17 protein-coding genes and 2 tRNA genes are annotated in these 19,361 nt (G+C 34.5%); 12 read left to right on the forward strand and 7 right to left on the reverse strand.

The features are described 5' to 3' along the window. Window positions 1-181 precede the first annotated feature (181 nt). From FND99_RS17995 to FND99_RS18045, 11 genes are all read left to right on the forward strand, one after another. The gene (locus tag FND99_RS17995; RefSeq protein WP_008462030.1) at window positions 182-490 is read left to right on the forward strand and encodes a thioredoxin family protein; all 309 of its coding nucleotides are present in this window, start codon (window positions 182-184) and stop codon (window positions 488-490) included. A 65-nt stretch (window positions 491-555) separates the two neighbouring features. Continuing rightward, window positions 556-813 (forward strand): DUF6952 family protein, encoded by a 258-nt coding sequence (locus FND99_RS18000; RefSeq protein ID WP_008462029.1) that lies wholly within the window; start codon window positions 556-558, stop codon window positions 811-813. 357 nt (window positions 814-1,170) lie between these two features. Beyond that, window positions 1,171-1,668 carry a thiol peroxidase gene (gene tpx / locus FND99_RS18005; protein ID WP_144339325.1) on the forward strand — a complete coding sequence of 166 codons (498 nt, stop codon included), beginning with the start codon at window positions 1,171-1,173 and terminating at the stop codon, window positions 1,666-1,668. Between the two features lie 13 nt (window positions 1,669-1,681). Further along, window positions 1,682-2,056 (forward strand): diacylglycerol kinase, encoded by a 375-nt coding sequence (locus FND99_RS18010; protein ID WP_144339326.1) that lies wholly within the window; start codon window positions 1,682-1,684, stop codon window positions 2,054-2,056. A 15-nt stretch (window positions 2,057-2,071) separates the two neighbouring features. Then, a complete protein-coding gene (locus FND99_RS18015; RefSeq protein WP_144339327.1) occupies window positions 2,072-4,525 on the forward strand; it encodes an FtsK/SpoIIIE family DNA translocase in 2,454 nt (817 codons plus the stop codon). Between the two features lie 7 nt (window positions 4,526-4,532). Next, window positions 4,533-5,225 carry a LolA family protein gene (locus tag FND99_RS18020; RefSeq protein WP_144339328.1) on the forward strand — a complete coding sequence of 231 codons (693 nt, stop codon included), beginning with the start codon at window positions 4,533-4,535 and terminating at the stop codon, window positions 5,223-5,225. A gap of 10 nt (window positions 5,226-5,235) precedes the next feature. Next, complete coding sequence (locus tag FND99_RS18025) at window positions 5,236-6,687, forward strand: LptF/LptG family permease (protein ID WP_144339329.1); 1,452 nt, start codon at window positions 5,236-5,238, stop codon at window positions 6,685-6,687. A gap of 4 nt (window positions 6,688-6,691) precedes the next feature. After that, window positions 6,692-7,822 (forward strand): 3,4-dihydroxy-2-butanone-4-phosphate synthase, encoded by a 1,131-nt coding sequence (gene ribB, locus FND99_RS18030; RefSeq protein ID WP_144339330.1) that lies wholly within the window; start codon window positions 6,692-6,694, stop codon window positions 7,820-7,822. A gap of 1 nt (window position 7,823) precedes the next feature. Beyond that, complete coding sequence (locus FND99_RS18035; protein ID WP_144339331.1) at window positions 7,824-8,222, forward strand: acyl-CoA thioesterase; 399 nt, start codon at window positions 7,824-7,826, stop codon at window positions 8,220-8,222. A gap of 151 nt (window positions 8,223-8,373) precedes the next feature. Continuing rightward, a tRNA-Ser gene (locus tag FND99_RS18040) sits at window positions 8,374-8,458 on the forward strand. Window positions 8,459-8,600: 142 nt separating this feature from the next. Next, window positions 8,601-8,685, forward strand: a tRNA-Ser gene (locus FND99_RS18045). 94 nt (window positions 8,686-8,779) lie between these two features. Here FND99_RS18045 and FND99_RS18050 read toward each other — a convergent pair. The 7 genes from FND99_RS18050 to dcm form a co-directional block, all read right to left on the reverse strand. Beyond that, complete coding sequence (locus tag FND99_RS18050; protein WP_162615575.1) at window positions 8,780-9,547, reverse strand: lamin tail domain-containing protein; 768 nt, start codon at window positions 9,545-9,547, stop codon at window positions 8,780-8,782. Between the two features lie 10 nt (window positions 9,548-9,557). After that, the gene (locus FND99_RS18055) at window positions 9,558-10,835 is read right to left on the reverse strand and encodes a hypothetical protein (RefSeq protein ID WP_144339333.1); all 1,278 of its coding nucleotides are present in this window, start codon (window positions 10,833-10,835) and stop codon (window positions 9,558-9,560) included. 7 nt (window positions 10,836-10,842) lie between these two features. Beyond that, window positions 10,843-12,381 carry a M14 family zinc carboxypeptidase gene (locus tag FND99_RS18060; protein WP_144339334.1) on the reverse strand — a complete coding sequence of 513 codons (1,539 nt, stop codon included), beginning with the start codon at window positions 12,379-12,381 and terminating at the stop codon, window positions 10,843-10,845. 4 nt (window positions 12,382-12,385) lie between these two features. Further along, on the reverse strand, window positions 12,386-13,729 hold the full coding sequence (locus FND99_RS18065) for a hypothetical protein (RefSeq protein ID WP_144339335.1): 1,344 nt from the start codon (window positions 13,727-13,729) through the stop codon (window positions 12,386-12,388). A gap of 6 nt (window positions 13,730-13,735) precedes the next feature. Next, window positions 13,736-14,887, reverse strand: a complete 1,152-nt coding sequence (gene iadA, locus FND99_RS18070; protein ID WP_144339336.1) for a beta-aspartyl-peptidase — start codon at window positions 14,885-14,887, stop codon at window positions 13,736-13,738. A 13-nt stretch (window positions 14,888-14,900) separates the two neighbouring features. Continuing rightward, a complete protein-coding gene (gene dcuC, locus FND99_RS18075) occupies window positions 14,901-16,268 on the reverse strand; it encodes a C4-dicarboxylate transporter DcuC (protein WP_144339337.1) in 1,368 nt (455 codons plus the stop codon). 599 nt (window positions 16,269-16,867) lie between these two features. Continuing rightward, complete coding sequence (dcm, locus tag FND99_RS18080) at window positions 16,868-17,830, reverse strand: DNA (cytosine-5-)-methyltransferase (protein WP_144339338.1); 963 nt, start codon at window positions 17,828-17,830, stop codon at window positions 16,868-16,870. Window positions 17,831-18,092: 262 nt separating this feature from the next. On the opposite strand from dcm, the gene FND99_RS18085 reads away from it, so the two are divergent. Further along, entirely contained in the window at window positions 18,093-19,112 is a 1,020-nt protein-coding gene (locus FND99_RS18085; protein WP_144339339.1) for a proline-specific peptidase family protein, read from the forward strand. Window positions 19,113-19,361: the final 249 nt, after the last annotated feature.

Here is a 19,361-nt window from a genome sequence, read left to right on the forward strand (position 1 = left end):
AACTTTTGAATCGTAGATATTATTCTACAATAAAAGTCGAGAGATTCTAATATCAAACTTAGATCTTAGAATCTCAAAGACTTAAAAAATCTATCAAATAAATCCACACAAAGTTATTCGGTTCGAGAGCAAACTTAGCATCTTAGAACCTTAGCAACTTAGTGTCTTAAAAATAAAAACTATGTTAATCGACCTAAACGAAGATACGTTAGCAGATTTAGTTGCTAAAAACGAAAAAGTAGTAGTACAATATTCAGCTTCATGGTGTGGAAATTGCCGTATTATGAAACCAAAATTCAAAAAATTAGCAACAGAAAATGAAGCTATCACTTTTGTTTTGGTTGATGCAGAAAATTCGCCTGAATCAAGAAAATTAGCTAATGTGAGCAACTTGCCTACTTTCGCTACTTTCGTTAACGGACAATTAGTTGGCGAAACGCAAACTAATAAACAAGAAGTTTTAATCGATCTTGTAAACGCTATTGTTTAATTGGTTATTTGTTTATTCGTTTAATCGATTAAACAAAAAAACGATTTAACGCTTAAACAAAAATTATGAAATTACCTGTAATAAAGCATTTAACGCAATTCATCGAAGAAAACGATCAGGATTATATCATTGAAACGATCGAAGTTCTTGAAGCTATGACCGAAATTCCTTCTCTTAAAGATGAAGAATTAGACGTAATTGGTGAATTGATTTCCAACATGTATGGCGCACTTGAAGTACAGAAACTTGTAGCCCAAGGAACAGATAAAAAAGAAGCTTTAAATACGTTCATGAAACGTGTTTTAGGTTCAATCGATAAATAATATCGGCCTCTTTTTCAAATAAAAAACAAAAAAACATGACTCAGAAAGCGTTTCTAATTTTAGGGACGTTTTTTTTAGTTTACAGTTTAAACACATGCAAAGTCATTGCGAGGAACGAAGCAACCACACTATCAAAAGCAAATTGGACAAACATAAAAACCTCTAATCTGAATGAGATTGCTTCGTTCCTCGCAAAGACATAGTAAAAATCCGCTAAATCTGCGTCATCTGTGTGCCATTATTCACAAACCAATAATCATCGAAACCAACCTTAATCTCTACTTAAACCCTTAACAAATACTTTTAGATTCAAATATTAATCCTTACTTTTGAACCTCATTAATTTAAACAAAAATCATGGCTTTAATAACATTAGGAGGAAATCCAGTTCATACATCAGGCGAATTGCCAGCAGTTGGTTCAAAATTAGCTGATTTCAAATTAGTACAAAATGATTTATCTGTTGCTTCTTTGAGCACTTTCGCGGGTAAAAAATTAGTTTTAAATATTTTTCCAAGTGTAGATACAGGAACTTGCGCAACATCTGTTAGAAAATTCAATGCAAGTGCAAGCGGATTAGAAAACACAACTGTTTTATGTATTTCTAGAGATTTACCTTTTGCTCAAAAACGTTTTTGTGGTGCTGAAGGTTTAGAAAATGTAGTAAACTTATCAGATTTTCAAGAAGGAAGTTTTGGTAAAGCAAACGGATTAGAAATTGTTGACGGACCTTTAGCAGGTTTACACTCTAGAGCAATCATTGTTGTTGATGCTGACGGAACAATCACTCACACAGAACAAGTTGCAGAAATTGCAAACGAACCAAATTACGAAGCGGCTTTAGCAGCACTATAATATTTTCCAATAAATGGAGTTTCAAAAAGATAATACCTTTGTTACAGGTCGGTTAAAAAGTGTAACCTATGCTTTTAAAGGAGCTGTAAAATTAATTAAAACTGAACACAGCGTTATGGTTCAATTCTCATTGGGAATCATCATGACCATTGCTGGGTTCTATTTTCATATTTCACAAACCGAATGGCTTTGCCAGACTTTTGCTATTGGTTTAGTTTTAAGTGTTGAAGGATTGAATACAGCAGTTGAAAAAATTGCTGATTTTATTCATCCTGATTACAGCAGGCGAATCGGATTTATTAAAGATATTGCTGCCGGAGCGGTATTTTTTGCTGCATTGACTGCAATCGCAATTGGCTTAATTATTTATATCCCAAAATTTATATAGGCAAGAAAACCAAGAATGGCAAAAACAAAAAAAGAACCTGCAGACAAAAAAACTGAATCAAAAGTAGAGAGTATTAGGTCTTGGAAACTAAACAAACAGCAAAAGTTTGTTTTAGGATGCCTTTTGATACTCTTTTCAATCGCATTATTGGTTGCATTTATCTCGTTTTACGTTAACGGACAATGGCAAGCAGATCAAAGCGCTGTCAACAGTCTTGGAGACCGAAGCGAAGTAGTAGAAAACTGGCTCGGAAAATTTGGAGCATATCTTGCCGATTTGATTGTTTACAGAGGCTTCGGAATCGCTTCTTTTATTTTTGTACGTCTATTTTTCTTGACTGGATTGTTCCTTTCATTGGAACTTTCGACCAAAAAATTAAAAAATACTTGGTTTTGGGATTTATTTGCCATGATTGTGGTTTCTGTTCTGTTTGGTTTTTTCGCTACTTCAGCACCAGAATTAGGCGGAACAATTGGTTATGAATTAAATTTTTTTCTTCAGGATTACATCGGGAAAACAGGAACTTTATTGACCTTGCTTTTCGGTTTGATCGTTTATTTGATTTTCAAAATAAAAGTATCTCCTGAAAAAATACAGTCTTATTTTGATTCTACAAAAAAAGAATTTAATTCAGAATTAGAGTCTATAAAACCTGCTGTCCAGCAGCCAATTCAGCCTGAAAGCGCATACAATTTAGAAGAATTTGCCATTGAGGAAGAAGATCCTGAATTGGACAATATTCATCTAAAAACAGTAGATTCTCAATTCGAAATCAATAAAGAAGCTTTAAAACCAACGATTTCTAATTCGTCAGAAATTGATTTAAATCCGGTTTTAAAACCAATCACTCCTCCTGCTCCACAAATTATTCCTACGCATGACGAAGCGTTTGTGATCGAAAAAGCTGAAGAAGAAGACATTATTGAAGAAAATCTGGCTTCGCGTTTAGTTGCCGATTTTGGATTGTTTGACCCAACTTTGGATCTTTCAAATTACAAATTCCCTACAATTGATTTATTAAAAGAATATTCAACTGGCGGAATTACAATCAACCAAGAAGAATTAGAAGAGAATAAAAACAAAATCGTTGATACACTTCGCAACTACAAAATTGAAATTGCGCAGATTAAAGCAACTGTAGGACCATCTGTAACTTTATATGAAATTGTGCCGGAAGCCGGAATCAGAATTTCTAAAATTAAAAGTTTAGAAGATGATATTGCATTGTCTTTATCCGCTTTAGGAATTCGTATTATTGCGCCAATTCCAGGAAAAGGAACAATTGGTATTGAGGTTCCAAATAAAAATCCTACGATGGTTTCTATGAAAAGCGTTATTGGAGCGGCAAAGTTCCAAGAAGCTGAAATGGAATTGCCAATTGCTTTAGGAAAAACTATTTCAAACGAAACTTTTGTTGTCGATTTGGCTAAAATGCCTCACTTATTGATGGCAGGTGCTACAGGACAAGGAAAATCGGTTGGATTAAATGCTGTTTTGACTTCGCTTTTATACAAAAAACATCCAGCAGAAGTAAAATTTGTTTTGGTTGACCCGAAAAAAGTAGAGCTTACGCTGTTTAACAAAATTGAAAGACATTATTTAGCAAAACTACCTGACACAGAAGACGCTATTATTACTGATAACGCAAAAGTTGTCAATACCTTAAATTCGCTTTGTACTGAAATGGACAATCGTTACTCTTTATTAAAAGATGCGATGGTTCGTAACATCAAAGAATACAACGACAAATTCAAAGCTAGAAAGCTAAATCCAGAAGCTGGTCATCGATTTCTGCCTTACATCGTTTTGGTTGTCGATGAGTTTGCCGATTTGATTATGACGGCTGGAAAAGAAGTCGAGATTCCGATTGCGCGTTTGGCTCAGTTGGCGCGTGCGATTGGTATTCACTTGATTATTGCTACTCAAAGACCTTCTGTAAACGTAATTACAGGTTTAATTAAAGCTAATTTCCCTGCCAGAATTGCCTTTAGAGTAACTTCAAAAATTGACTCGAGAACGATTCTGGATACTCAAGGCGCCGATCAATTGATTGGACGAGGAGATTTATTATATACAAACGGAAATGATGTTGTGCGTGTTCAATGCGCCTTTATTGATACTCCCGAAGTTGAAAAAATTACAGATTTTATTGGCGGACAAAAAGCGTATGCCACAGCATATTTGCTTCCGGAGTTCATTGGAGAGGAAAGTGGCATTAATCTTGATATAGATATTTCCGAAAGAGATACCCTGTTTAGAGAAGCTGCTGAGATTATTGTCAATGCACAGCAAGGTTCCGCTTCATTACTGCAAAGAAAATTAAAATTAGGCTACAACAGAGCCGGACGATTGATTGATCAATTGGAAGCAGCCGGAATTGTAGGGCCTTTTGAAGGCAGTAAAGCTCGAAGTGTGAACATTTTAGACTTAAGTGCTCTTGATCAATTTTTTAATAATGAACAAAATTAACCCCATCATGAAAACGAAAATTCAGGAAATCAGAAACAATTCTATCACTAACATGACTAAAAAGTGTTTTCAATTAGCAGTACTATTGCTTTTGAGCTTCACTTCGACTCAGGCTCAGGATAAAAAAGCCAAAGATTTATTGAACGAAGTAACGACTAAAATAAAAAGTTACGATAACATTGTTATTGACTTTAAATACTCTTTGAATAATGCTAAAGAAAACATTAATCAAGACAGTAAAGGAAACGTAACAATGAAGGGAAATCAATACGTATTAAACTTTATGGGCGTTACTAAAATATTTGACGGGCAAAAAACATACACCATCAACCCAGAAGATGAAGAAGTTACTGTTTCTAAAGTAAATGAAAAAGATGACAACGCAATAACACCTTCAAAAATGCTGACTTTCTTTAATTCTGGCTACAAATACAATATGGATATTGTTCAAAACGTAAAAGGAAGAAAAATTCAGTATATAAAATTAGTACCTACAAGCGGCAAAGATCAAAGAAAAGAAATTTTGCTAGGTATTGATGTTCAAACAAAACACATTTACAATTTGATCGAAACAGGAAAAAACGGAACAAAAACAACTTTAACCGTTAATTCTTTTAAAACCAATCAACCTTTATCAAAAAATCAATTTACCTTTGTAGTGAGCAAATATCCAAAATACTACATCAATAAATTAGATTAATAATTACGGGTTGAAAATTTTAGACAAATACTTACTTAAAACATTTCTGATTACGTTTACTACGGTATTCGTAATCCTTTTTTTTATATTCATACTTCAAACAGTATGGCTTTTTATCGCAGAACTAGCGGGCAAGGATCTTGACTTAATACTTGTTGTCAAATTCTTGCTTTTCTCAATGCCGCGAATTATCCCGTTGGTTTTACCTTTATCTGTTTTATTAGCTTCGATTATGAGTTTCGGAAATTTAGCCGAAAACTATGAATTTGCAGCCATGAAATCATCCGGAATTTCACTTCAGCGAGCAATGCGCGTCTTGATTGCATTTATTTTTGTGTTAAGTATTGTTGCTTTTTGGTTTGCCAATAATGTCATTCCGTACGCAGAATACAAATTCGTCAACTTCAGAAAAAATATTGCGCAGGCCAAACCAGCAATGGCAATTGCAGAAGGTCAATTTAACGATGTTGGATTTTATAATATTAAAGTAAATAAAAAATCCGGTGAAAACGGAAACATCTTGACAGGCGTGACTATTCATGAAAAAAATAATACCGTTGGCGAAAACAAAACCGTAATTAAAGCAAAAAACGGCAAGTTAATCAGTAATGAAAAATCAAGCATTTTGAAGCTGGTTTTAAATGACGGCTATTACTATCAAGACGTTACACCAAAAAAATATGAAGATCGAGCCAAATTACCTTTTGTAAAAGCAGCCTTCAAAAAACAAATAATCAACATTGATTTGTCTGAACTAAACAAAGTTGATGATAGTAAAGAAGATGTGGGCAGTACAAATGGAATGCTGAATGTTAGCGAATTACGATATACTCTTGATTCCTTGAACAAAAATTTGGATAATGAAATTATTTCTTTTTCTGAGAATATTAATCAGCGCGTCGGAATTAAAAGAATTCCAATGCCAATTAAAAAAGACATAAAGAAAAAGCAAATGCCAAATGATCTTTTGTCTTTATATACCAATAAGCAAAAACAGGAGATTCTTAAAATGGCCAGCAGTAATGTGACCAGTAATATCTATTCTGTAGAAGCAACCCAAAAAGATTTAAAAGACAAACAGCGCGAAATCAACAAACATCTCAACGCATTATACGAAAAGTTTGTAATTGCTTTTGCTTGCTTTTTAATGTTTTTTATTGGCGCTCCACTAGGTGCAATTATTCGAAAAGGTGGACTTGGACTCCCAATTGTTTTTGCTGTATTGATTTTCATCACTTTTCATTTTATAAATACTTTTGGAAAAAGACTTTCACAAGAAGGCGGTATGACTCCATTTTTGGGATCATGGATGTCCTCTTTCATATTATCGCCATTGGCCATTTTATTAACTTACCGTGCTACTAACGATAACGGATTAATAAATTTTGATGCGATAACAACTCCGATATCACAATTATTTCAGAAAATTTCTGAGCGATTTTTTCCTGCTCAAAACAAATAAAATTATGTCAACAAAAATACAACTAAATACCATTGAAGAAGCTATAGAAGATATTCGTCAAGGTAAAGTAATCATTGTAGTCGATGATGAAGATCGTGAGAATGAGGGTGATTTTTTGGCAGCAGCCGAAAAAGTAACTCCAGAAATGATCAACTTTATGGCGACGCACGGACGCGGATTAATCTGTACACCACTTACAGAAAGCCGTTGTAAAGAACTTGATTTACGTGCAATGGTTACAAACAATACAGATCATATGGAAACTGCCTTTACAGTTTCTGTTGATTTAAAAGGTCATGGAGTAACAACTGGTATTTCTGCCGCTGACAGATCAAAAACGGTTCAATCTTTAGTTGACCCAAGTACAAAACCACACGATTTAGCACGTCCTGGGCATATTTTTCCGTTGATCGCTAAACAAGGAGGTGTTTTAAGAAGAACAGGTCATACAGAAGCTGCAATTGATTTTGCAAGATTGGCTGGATTCAAACCTGCAGGTGTTATCTGTGAAATTTTAAATGAAGACGGAACAATGTCACGTCTTCCGCAACTGATTGAAGTGGCAAAAAAATTCGATTTAAAATTAGTTTCAATCGAGGATTTAGTTGCTTACAGAATGCAACACGACAGTTTGATTGTCAAGAAAGAGGATTTTGACATAGAAACTCGTTTTGGGACATTTAGATTAAGAGCTTACGAACAGACTACGAACAAACAAATTCATATCGCATTAACAAAAGGAACTTGGAATTTAGGTGAACCAATTTTAACCCGAATCCACTCTTCGCAAGTAAATAATGATTTATTAGGTACTTTGACCAATAACGCAGAACAGCAATTGGATGATATGTTTAAAGTCATTAATGAGAATGGCAAAGGCGCAATTATCTTCATTAATCAGGATATGACGGCGGTTAATCTCTTAAATAGAATTTCTGAACTTAAATCATTACAATCTCAAGGAACATTAAAAGCGCCAAAAGTAGTTATTGACAGTAAAGATTACGGAATTGGAGCTCAAATTCTTCATGATATCGATATTTCTAAGATTAGACTGGTTTCGAATACACAGCAGACAAAACGTGTGGGTATGATTGGATATGGACTTGAAATTACGGAATACGTAAGTTATTAATATGGGAACATTAGAAGAAAGAATTATAAAATCTGAAACTCATATTTTTAAAGCTGTTTTTCCGAGTACAACAAATCATTATGACACTTTATTTGGAGGAACTGCGCTTCATTTAATGGACGAAGTTGCTTTTATTTGCGCTACGCGATTCAGCCGAAAAAAAGTGGTTACGATTTCAACAGGGCAAATTGATTTCAAAAAAGCAATTCCGGCTGGAACTTTAATTGAATTAGTCGCAAAAGTAATCAGCGTTGGAAGAACAAGCTGTAAAATTCATGTCGATATTTTTATGGAACAAATGTATTCTGAGCTTCGTGAAACTGTAGTTTCAGGAACTTTTTCGTTTGTTGCAGTCGACGAAAACAAAAAACCGGTGCCAATTTTAGATACTGTAGAATAAATTATTTAAAAAACGCATTTTAAGTAATACTGATAATTAGACACTTGAAAATTATTTTAAAAAAGTTTCAAAAAAAGTCTGAAAAAAGTTTTAATAATCGAAAAACCGTCTTATATTTGCACCCGCAATCAGACAATGATAGCGACATACTGGAGAAATGGCAGAGCGGTCGAATGCGGCAGTCTTGAAAACTGTTGACTGTAACAGGTCCGGGGGTTCGAATCCCTCTTTCTCCGCTGAAATTTGAAACCCTTAACTTGTAGTTAAGGGTTTTTCTTTTTTATCTTATTTTCTTTGTAAATAGTTCCAGAAAAATTTTCACAATCGAAAAAACCCCTTATATTTGCACTCGCAATCAGACAATGATAGCAACATACTGGAGAAATGGCAGAGCGGTCGAATGCGGCAGTCTTGAAAACTGTTGACTGTAACAGGTCCGGGGGTTCGAATCCCTCTTTCTCCGCAAAAAAGCACCTCAATGAGGTGCTTTTTTTATTTTTATTCTACGGGATTGTTTTTTGTTTTCGTACTTAAATTGTATCTCTCACGATTTTATTCTAACGAAGACCCAAGTTTGTGTAATCCCAAGTCCTATCGCCTGAAATCATCCATTCAGAATTGCTAGCAGAGGTTCCTTTACCAGTAGCCCAGTCTGGGTTAGGATCTTTAACAGTTGCTTTTCTCCAAATTGTCCTGTTTCGAGTATCTTTAGTTTCTCCGGCAATCGTCCACATAAAATTATTACGGCTGCTGCTGCTTCCTCCCGAAGTAACGCGTGCTACGTTTGGGCTTCCAAAAGCATCGATAATGCTATAGGTCTCTCCGTTTAATGTATATGTTCCTTTTGAATCTTTTTTTAATAAAGCAATACCGCTATTACCACTCAACTGTAATGGTTTACTAGCATCGGCATTGGCACTGCTTGTAGTTCCCCAATCAATATCACGTTTTACGGCAGTTGCATTTGCTTGAGGCGAAGCAATAACATAACATTTTCCTTTTTCTAATGATCCTGTCAACAGCAAATAATTTGAACTGCTAGAAAAACTCCAATCCGTTAAAGTATTTTCATCTGAAGTGGCTTGATAACCAATGGCATATTTTGATAAATCGGCCGCGCCTCCAGTGCCATTATACAATTCAACATAGTGATTTCTTACTCCTCCTGCAGCAGCATCTGTATTTATGAATGTTGCTATTTCAGTTATAAGAAGATCTTTTCCTTGATCAGGCGATGGTGGCTCTGGTGCCGGACCCGAAAAATCAATATTGGAATCACATCCCGCCATTATTAAGGCAATTGCAAATATTTTTAGTGCTTTCATAACTGTCAATTTAAAATGAAATTTGTACCGCAAGGTTATTGATCCAAGTTGTTTTGTTAGCGCCAGCTCCTTTCTGGTCGATATAGGTCGCATTGATTCCAAACTTCAAGGCATTTTTCATCATATATTTATTAAATCCTGCAGTATACCAATGTTGTGTCTGAATTATCGATGTCGCGACATCAAACTCAGGTTTTACATATGAATAACGACCTTCAACTGCCCAACCATCATGTGTTACATATGACGATTGAAGATTGATTGCACTTCCCAGACTATATTTAGCAGAAGCATTTTCTGGAGTAAGCCTAACCGACGCCGCAGCATCTGTAAATAAATCTTTTCCATGAATAGATCCGTCAATATATTCTCCGACAAAAGCAAAACCATTGTATTTGAATATAAGATCACATACAAATTTATTATAATTTGCAAAGGCAACTTCACCATTTTCGTCATAAATACCTGAAACTGTTCCGTTTCCGGCACCAATAGAATTACTTGTCTTCACGTTATAGCTATCTGCAACGCCAATTCCCAATTTTGGCTTTGGTTCGTGATAAATGTCTTGAGAAATAAAAGCATTATTTTTAATAAAATCTCCCAAAGGCATAAAATCAAGTCTTCCTCCGTATTTTAAACCAGAATTTGCCACGGGATCAAAAAATCCCTGCCCCTCTCCTGTCGTAACAGAAACTGACGGATAAAGCCTCATATTGTTAATATTGAAATTGGTTTCAAAATACAAACCGCCCTCTCTTGTCGTGCTTACAAAATTTTGCATTAAACCACCATAGATACTGCCATCATTAGATTTTCCAGATATCGTTGGCCCCATAACCGAAGCATATCTCTCATCGGCCATTGCAAGTCGGTTATTAGTATTGGTTTGCCTTTCACCAAAAACAAGCTTGTATTTTTTATTTTTACTTGCTATTCCGACCCATCCTTCCAATATACCGGTTGTACCAGTAAAATCAGACACAATACCCAGTGTAAGCTGATCATCATAAGCAGAAAAATTAAATCCGAGACGAACAAGGTTTAAAGATAATTGTTCAGAATTTGTTGTTACATCTTCAGCATCTTCACTCTTTATTTGCACGCCGGGTTGCAGCGTGGCATTAATATTAAAAACAAATTTGTCTTTCTTACTAAGCGTAATGTATGTACCATCTCCAGTAACATAACGCACATTTGAGTCAGATTTTCCTACCTCAGACACTTGTGCACGTAACGATGTAATTGTCAATGTGCAAAATATAAACAGGGAGTATTTAAATTTCATACTGTTATTATTTAGTGGATAATTGAGATAATTGTTCACGAGAAATACGATAAATTGGAATCAGATTTTCTTTGCTTTTTTTTCTGATGATATTATTTGCATATAGAGAATTTGAGCCCTCAGGTTCTATAAGATCAGCTATTACGTTGCTCATTGGCTGTTGAGAATCAATAACAAGAGCGCCTTCTGGTATAGAAATAGCCGTTTGTACAAGATTTATCTGTTGTTTTTCATTGACAGCATATTGCTCAACGTTGTTCAGTTGAAATGGCTGTGTAGTTATTTTAACTGAAACACCAGAAACTTCTAGCACTTTTTTTGTTTTTTCGGATACAGGAAAAATTACAAATGCACCTGGTTTTGATCGAGCTATAACAGGCGATTGGTTTACATTATAATTAGCGTTAAAAACAATGGTTGTATCAGAAACTTTACACTTATCGACGAAATGATACTCTCTTTGAATTATTTCAGGTTTTGAAGTGACCACGGAAACATTTGTTGCTTCCAGAGCATTCTTATTTGCAGTTTTAATAGCGTCTTTTATTTCAGCTACGTGATCATGTGCTATTTTTAGATACGATAATCCCGTCAGAGCCGCCGTTTCGATTCTTCTTTTAGCCGATTTTTCTTTTTCTGATAATCCTCGAATTTCCATCAACATCGAAATCCTATTTTGAAGCGCATAATTTGTTGCACTTGAACGTGAAGCAATACCACCTATATTTAGCCAGACTTCATTGTCTTTCATAAATGTTGTGCAGTAATCAGCTACTCTTCTGCCTCGATCTGTTAAAAAAGTTTTTGTAGGTGCTACAAATACCGTTTTGATTACATCGCGAATCGCCGGATCTACATTTAGATTTCCTGTATAAAGAAACAAAATATCATATGCAGAAGTATAACAGTCGTTTAATTCTTTAAAATCCAATCTAGCTGGTGAAAATTCATGAAAATCGACCACAACCTGAGGATCAAATTTGTTGATTGCTGTTTTCAGATTAATACTTTCTTTCGCATTCAAAATCGTAAGATCTCGATTTAAATCGGTGCTGTTGTTACTTGGCCTTGTTTCAGCCGTTCTTCCGTCAGCATTTACCATCGGAATAACTTGCAAAATCATGTTGTCGAGCATAGCTGTATTTGAAGCATCATTTGTCATCAGGTACATCAAATAAAGCATACCTTCTGTTGATAAAGGCTCATTGCCATGAATTCCTCCAATAAAAGTGACCCTCAGTTTGTCTTGATCTGCAATATTGCTTTTTCGGGTCAATAAAATCATAGGTTGATTTTTGCCTTTTTGAGTCGTTCCAATCGAGCTAACCGATATTATATCTGAATGTTTATTTGCTAATTCTTGAATAAACAAAATCACATCCTTGTATTTAGTAAAATAATTAAATACCGGATCACCTTTGATGATTGGCAATGGCATATCATTTGTTGGATCTGGAAAATATTTTTGATAAATATCCACTGTTTGACACTGCATTGCCGGAACAAAGCAGATAATAAACATGATAATTAATAGTGCTTTTTTCATTTTCCTATAATTGAATAGTAAACATTATTTGACCGTATATATTTCCCTTTACATCAGGCGTTTTTAATATGTTTTTATATTCCTGATAGCCAACTTCCGTCTGGAGTTTTAAGTCATGTCCGCTGAAATAAAAAGTCCCAACGCAAGTATAATAGCGGTTCATGTCAGCAAAATTGGCCGCATTAGGATCATTCTCCAGATAAGAATAACGGCCTGACAGCGCAAAAGTGTTAAAACAATAACCCACTTGTACATTAAAGCCACTTCCTACATTTAATCGGCTAAGAACCGTATTTTCAATTTGTTCTGGAGTCTGTCCTGTGTAAGGTGTAAATTTTCCGCTTGTACTAAATTCTCCGGCAATACCTGATGGCACTTTAACGTGCGTATATATATATTCGCCCAAAGAATACCATCCACGATATTTGAACATATAATCGATTCCAGCTTTAAATAAATCAGGCAACAGCTCCTTTTGGTTGGCATCACCATAAATATATCTACCTCCATTGGTTCCCTTTGCCGAACTAATACCGTCGTTATAACTAACGGTTGGCCCGATTATTAATTTAGGAACACGTTCGTGTACTAAATCATCCATAAAGTATTCTCCACCTTTGCTGAAAGTCCCGAAAGGCAGATAATCTAAACGAATACCATATCGAAATCCTCCATAATTTTTCTGTAAAGCAGAAGTTCCGTCTCCCGTGGTTATGGAAACGTAAGGTTTTAAGACATTTCCTCCGAAACGGTATACACCATAATAGCGAATTCCGTAATCAAATATTGGATCAAAGGCCGTCGATATAGCACTTCTTTCAATAAAGCCAAGTGATTCACCTTCTATCCTAGCTTCACGCGAATCATCATAATTGGCACGTACTCCAAAATTGATACGGTGATTGGGAGTCGGTCTGTATTCTATCAATGCATCTTGCAGCGCGCCATTATAGGAGCGTGCTCCCGTAGTTGTACTTTGATAGCTTCCAACTAAATTTACACGAAGCCTTACATAAACTTTTTCATTAAATAAAGTACCTCTGAAATTAAATCTCGCTCTGCGAATATTAAACTCCGTACTGTATGTATCAAAACCATCAGTGGAACTTACACCGCCTAACAACTGCAAACTTTGGGTAAAATTAAGCCAAGTACTGGCAGATTCGAGCGTTAACCCGTCTCCCAATTCATAGCCTTTTTTCAAGCGCATAGCTTCAGACGCATCTTGATTTTGGGATGTCTGTTCAGAGTCTATGTCATTTTTTACCTCCAGTTCGTCATCTTCCTGTGCTATCGCAAAGTAGCAGTTTGAGAAGAACAACAACAATAAGAATAGTTTTAGTTTCATATTTTACTAGGCTTTCTCTTCAAAACTTCCGCGTACTAGAATTTCTTTATCTTTCATCATCACTTTGCCACGAGCTATCACATCGGTCAAATTGAAATTAGAATCAAACAGACATAAATCAGCGTCTCCTCCTGCAAAGACTCGTCCTTTTTGCGTAAGTGATAAATTACGCGCAGGACCTGATGTCACCAACTGAATAGCTTCCCCTATCGGTATATTTGCTTCTTTTACCAGTTTCTGTACTTGTATTAAATTCAGATCAATTGGTGCTTTTTTGAAACCGATCAAATTACCGTCTTTGTCATTTACCCCTATACCAGCATTACCATCACTACTGAATGTCATATTCTCTATTGAAACACCTTTTTTCAAAGCATAAAGCACCTGCTTATAAGGCTCATCAAATTTAGTTCCGCCTGTCGTAATATCAATCATGCCACCAAGCTTTGCAAAACGAATAGCCTGCTCAAATAAAGGAGCCGTTCTGCCGACATGAGTAGGAGATATGTTTTTGATAGGAAAATCATATTGTTCAACTAAATCAAGCAATAATTGCATGTTTGTTTTTAGCGCCCCAAGATGGACGTGCATAATACCTTTTTTGCCCGAAGTCAATCCCCCAACATGCACATCTTTCAAAATTGACAGTAATTCCTTCGCAGTTGGAAAAGAGGAACGTTCATCACTTAAAGCCACTTTACATCCTAATACTTTATCTATAAACAGCATATCTTCTAATACTGAGCCCATCATTGTGATTGGCGGCAAACCAAAATAACTTGTAAGCATATAAGCCGTAATCCCTTCATTGTCTAATGCTTTGGTTTTAGCGTAGAGTGCTTTCAAACTTTTTGTAGCTCCATCAGTCCCTAATAGCCCCACTACGGTTGTCGTTCCACAGCTAATAAACTCACTCAAAGCAATTTCCGGTGTGAGCGAATGAAAACCATGTTTGCCTCCAGCACCCGTAATATGTACATGTTGATCTATAAATCCTGGGGTTACTGTTTTTCCATTTGCATCAATAATCTCAATATCCGGCAGATTTAGGTTTATAGTATTACTGATCATTGCAATTTTCTCACCGCAGATCAAGATATCCTTCCTACCTAAAGATTCTGGAGCATACAAGATTGAATTTTTTATTAGTTTGAACATCTTTACTTAATTTTTAAATAAAATAATGAAATACAAGCATAAACAATAATCCTACTGACATGGGAATTAAATTCCGCTTTGCAAGATCCATTGGCTGGACTTCTGCTATTTTTGCAATACCTACTATCACGCCGGCAATTGGTGATACTGCTCTTCCCATACTTGACGAAAGCTGCATTGGCAAAATAATTTCTGCTGCTGATGTATTAAATTTTGCCGCGATTCCAGGAACGAGCGGTGAAAAAGAAAAGAAAGAAGCATTACCACTGCCCATAAGCACAGAAGCCAAGAAAATTATGACAGTCATTAATATTCCAATACCTACTATACCTAATCCCAAACTCATAGAAACATAAGTTAGACTATCAATAAATCCTAGAGATATTAATCCGTTAGCAAATATTTCAGCACAAACAATTAATGTAACCACAGATGCGAATACCTTTCCCATTCCTTCCCAAAATATTTTTAGTGATGCAAAAACTTCTTCGACATTTCGAAGTCTAATTATTTCCAAAACCATAGAAATAACCATAGATATCAACATTGCAGTAGTAGTATCAAGATGAACAGGCTTATTGAAAATATTAAAAATCGGAGAAAATACAATTAAGAGCATTAATGGCAAAACAGGCAATACGGCATAAGTCAAGGGAGTTTTCAAAACAATTTCATCTGGATTAAAATCTGCATGCTTCTCGCTTGGAAGCTTTTTGTCATAATATTTGTTAACAAAAAAATAAACCACCATAAGAAGTGTGGTCATTGGAATTACTAGTGGCAACTGATGTTGAATAAAATATTCTACATTATGCATTTCCAGCAACTGCGATGCGCGAGCTGTATTTGCTGAAGCTGGTCCCATATCAAATACTGTACATGCAGAAATAACAGCCACAGCTGAAACCCTGCTTACTCCTAATGAAACAAGTATTGGAAAAAAAGATGCAACCAACAACAAACCAAGTCCTGTTGCTGATGGTGTACAGATAAATAAAACTTGCCCTATAGGTATTACTATTGAAGCTGCGAGATATGGATATTTTTTGAAAATTGCCAGCGGTTTAACAGCAACATGAACTAAGGCATCACTTGCGCCAATTGACTTCATATAAGCAACGAACCCACCAATTGTCATGATCATAAGCCCGACATTAGCCGTTTTATCAGATAATGATTCTTGCAAACGTTTAAATAAATCAAATACAAATATTCCGGTTGGCTGTGCTACCGGAGTAACCCGGTAGTTTAATAAAGAAGCGAAGATCATCATCAATATTCCAACGAAAAGAAGAACCGCTTGCGGATTAAATTTTTTCACAAGCAGATATGCTGTAACAGCTATAAACAAAATACTAATAATCAGTCCTAGTTCACTCATAAACAACAAGATACATTAGACAAGAAAAATATTTGTATTAAAATTAGTATTTTTTCTATCTCATTTTATAGGCTAGGAAAGAATTATCAATTAATCAATTAAACTAAAAATAAAATTGATTTTTTAAACTTTAATTATAAAATAAAATCATTTTTTAGAAATTAACCAATTAATAAAGGTTTTTCTTTTCCTCTTCATTTTGGATAAACTCCATAAGCTTAGGTTAAAAAAAATCAAAAAACTCTGATAATTTAAAAATCAGATCTCGTTTACAATTGATTTTTATAATGAAGAGATGTCGTTAATTAAAATAAAAGACAAAGAAAATACGATTTGAAGAACTCAAATTGAATAAATTAATGTTCAAATTAATCACTTATGAGAAATGATTAGTTTAAAAAATAATTGATTCTCTTATGTCTGATTTATAATATTAAAAGAAAAGTGGAAATATGATATAGCATTAAAATCAGAAATAGTACCGAATTTCAAAAAATTCGATGTAGTCTCTGAATTTCTTTCGAGATTTTTAAGCGATGTCCTTTTTGGAAAATATTACAAGCGTAAGTCTAATTTTCAGCATTAAAAACAACTTCAAATTATTTAATGGATTTCAAAACCTTCATGATATTTTTTGAAACTGCTTCAATCACCGGCACACTAACTGAATTCCCAGCTTGCTTATACAAATGCGATTTGGCTATTCTCGGAATTTTGTAATCGTCTGGAAAGCCTTGAAATCTTAAACATTCCCGAGGTGCTAATTTACGAAGTCCGAAATCAGTTTTTATTAAAGGCACATTATGTCCGCCCGTCCCCATATTTGCAGTTAATGTAGGACAAACATTCGATTTATTTTCCCTAACATATCGTCTTCTAAACTGATAAACGGTTTTATCAGATTTCATTTCTTGCTGAAGCATTTTAAACATAGAACGGTCTTCTTTATAATAAAAATTTTCTTCAACTTTTTCACTTATAACTATATCCTTAATTGTTTTAGTCAATTTATCGGCCTTAGGAAATTCAAAAACAGCTTCAGGATCTTTAATAGTCAGTGTATCAAATGCAACAATAAAAATGCGCTCTCTATTATGTGGAACATTCCCATAATCTTTAGTGTTTAGTACCTTATATTGAAAAGAATACTTTCTGTCCCTTAAAGCTCCTTCAATTACTTTTATAGTATTGCCATGATCGTGTGTAACAAGATTTTTAACATTTTCCCAAAAAACCACTTTTGGTCTCATTTTATCAACAAATTCAAGTATTCTAAAAAAATGGTTTCCTCTATTGTCGTCGAAGCCTTTTCTATGACCAGCAATGGAAAATGGTTGACAAGGAAAACCTGCTGTCAATACATCAACTTTGGCAATTCCATCCAAATCTATCTGTAAGACATCCCCTTCGATCAAATTATGTTTAAAGTTTTCTTTATATGTTATGCAGGCTTTTTTGTCGAATTCATTCGCCCAAAGCAAATCAAAACCGGATCTTTTAAATCCCAAACAAATTCCACCAATACCAGCATACAGACTACCAACAGTAAACTTATTATTCATTTTATATTTAACTAATTATATCATCCGACATTGATCGAATTTAATCATTTTTTTCAAAAATAGTTATTACAAATCGAAAACAATTTCATCTCAAAAATTCAAAATAATTATCAACAAAAAATACAAGATAAAACTCATTCGCCTATGCCATTTAAAACCATAAATCCATAAGTCAATAATTACCAACTATTTAAAACTACCTTTTTAATTTGTACTTTAGTATGAAAGAAATTCAACCTATAAATTTTTAAAACATTTAAACATGCGTCACATACTACTAATTCTTATCGCTATAGCAACATTTTCATGCAAAAATGAAAATCAATCATCAACATTAACCAACTATTTTACTTATCACGAAGCAAATAATATTGAATCCGCTGGAGTTAAATTGATTCCCATAAAAACACCTATTGGTGAATTTAAAGTTTGGACTAAACGTTTTGGAAACAATCCTAAAATAAAAATACTTTTATTACACGGCGGCCCAGCAATGACACACGAATATATGGAATGCTTTGAAACATTTTTTCAACGAGAAGGTTTCGAATTTTACGAATATGATCAATTAGGCTCATATTATAGCGATCAACCAAAAGACAGCAGCTTATGGACAACAGAACGATTTGTAGATGAAGTTGAACAAGTGCGAAAAGCCATTAACGCTGATAAAAATAATTTTTACGTTTTGGGAAATTCCTGGGGAGGTATTCTCGCAATGGAATATGCGTTAAAATACCAACAAAATATAAAAGGCCTATTAATTTCAAATATGATGGCGAGTGCACCAGAATATGGAAGATATGCGGACCAAGTTTTAGCAAAGCAAATGGAACCCAAAATTCTGGCAGAAATAAGAGCTTTAGAAGCCAAAAAAGATTTCAATAATCCGAGATATATGGAATTATTAATACCCAATTTCTACAAAAAACATTTATGCAGGTTAAAAGAATGGCCAGACGGGTTAAATCGAGCCAGCAAACACGTAAATGGAGAAATTTACACATTAATGCAAGGTCCAAGCGAATTTGGAATTAGTGGCAGATTAGCAAAATGGGATATTAAAAATAGACTTCACGAAATTACAATTCCAACGCTTATGATAGGTGCAAAATACGACACTATGGATCCAAAAGCCATGGAAGAACAAAGTAAATTAGTAAAAAATGGACGTTATCTATATTGCCCAAACGGAAGTCATCTAGCTATGTGGGATGATCAAAAAATCTTTATGAATGGAGTAATACAGTTTATTAATGATGTTGACAATAACAAAATATAAAATACAACTTATTGATAAACAAACAAATAAACACCTAAATATATTTACGTTTTGCTCCTCAGATCATGTTTAGCCACTACATCATTTCATTTACTTGCAACTTTAGTGCATAAAAAGAAAGAAAGAAAACTTTAAATAAGCCAGTACAGTCCTTGCAAAACCTCCCAAAAACAAAAAAATCCTCATCAAGTGAATGATGAGGATTCTCAAAAGAAAGGCGACGACATACTCTCCCACAAAACTGCAGTA

The sequence above is a fragment of the Flavobacterium daemonense genome (genome assembly GCF_007341385.1).
In the GTDB taxonomy this organism is placed as follows: domain Bacteria; phylum Bacteroidota; class Bacteroidia; order Flavobacteriales; family Flavobacteriaceae; genus Flavobacterium; species Flavobacterium daemonense.

What these genes read in the sequence shown, in the direction of transcription:
- FND99_RS17995 (WP_008462030.1), top strand. Translation starts at nt 182, where the DNA reads ATGTTAATCGACCTAAACGAAGATACGTTAGCAGATTTAGTTGCTAAA.
- FND99_RS18000 (WP_008462029.1), top strand. Translation starts at nt 556, where the DNA reads ATGAAATTACCTGTAATAAAGCATTTAACGCAATTCATCGAAGAAAAC.
- tpx (WP_144339325.1), top strand. Translation starts at nt 1,171, where the DNA reads ATGGCTTTAATAACATTAGGAGGAAATCCAGTTCATACATCAGGCGAA.
- FND99_RS18010 (WP_144339326.1), top strand. Translation starts at nt 1,682, where the DNA reads ATGGAGTTTCAAAAAGATAATACCTTTGTTACAGGTCGGTTAAAAAGT.
- FND99_RS18015 (WP_144339327.1), top strand. Translation starts at nt 2,072, where the DNA reads ATGGCAAAAACAAAAAAAGAACCTGCAGACAAAAAAACTGAATCAAAA.
- FND99_RS18020 (WP_144339328.1), top strand. Translation starts at nt 4,533, where the DNA reads ATGAAAACGAAAATTCAGGAAATCAGAAACAATTCTATCACTAACATG.
- ribB (WP_144339330.1), top strand. Translation starts at nt 6,692, where the DNA reads ATGTCAACAAAAATACAACTAAATACCATTGAAGAAGCTATAGAAGAT.
- FND99_RS18035 (WP_144339331.1), top strand. Translation starts at nt 7,824, where the DNA reads ATGGGAACATTAGAAGAAAGAATTATAAAATCTGAAACTCATATTTTT.
- FND99_RS18050 (WP_162615575.1), bottom strand. Translation starts at nt 9,547, where the DNA reads ATGAAAGCACTAAAAATATTTGCAATTGCCTTAATAATGGCGGGATGT.
- FND99_RS18055 (WP_144339333.1), bottom strand. Translation starts at nt 10,835, where the DNA reads ATGAAATTTAAATACTCCCTGTTTATATTTTGCACATTGACAATTACA.
- FND99_RS18060 (WP_144339334.1), bottom strand. Translation starts at nt 12,381, where the DNA reads ATGAAAAAAGCACTATTAATTATCATGTTTATTATCTGCTTTGTTCCG.
- FND99_RS18065 (WP_144339335.1), bottom strand. Translation starts at nt 13,729, where the DNA reads ATGAAACTAAAACTATTCTTATTGTTGTTGTTCTTCTCAAACTGCTAC.
- iadA (WP_144339336.1), bottom strand. Translation starts at nt 14,887, where the DNA reads ATGTTCAAACTAATAAAAAATTCAATCTTGTATGCTCCAGAATCTTTA.
- dcuC (WP_144339337.1), bottom strand. Translation starts at nt 16,268, where the DNA reads ATGAGTGAACTAGGACTGATTATTAGTATTTTGTTTATAGCTGTTACA.
- dcm (WP_144339338.1), bottom strand. Translation starts at nt 17,830, where the DNA reads ATGAATAATAAGTTTACTGTTGGTAGTCTGTATGCTGGTATTGGTGGA.
- FND99_RS18085 (WP_144339339.1), top strand. Translation starts at nt 18,093, where the DNA reads ATGCGTCACATACTACTAATTCTTATCGCTATAGCAACATTTTCATGC.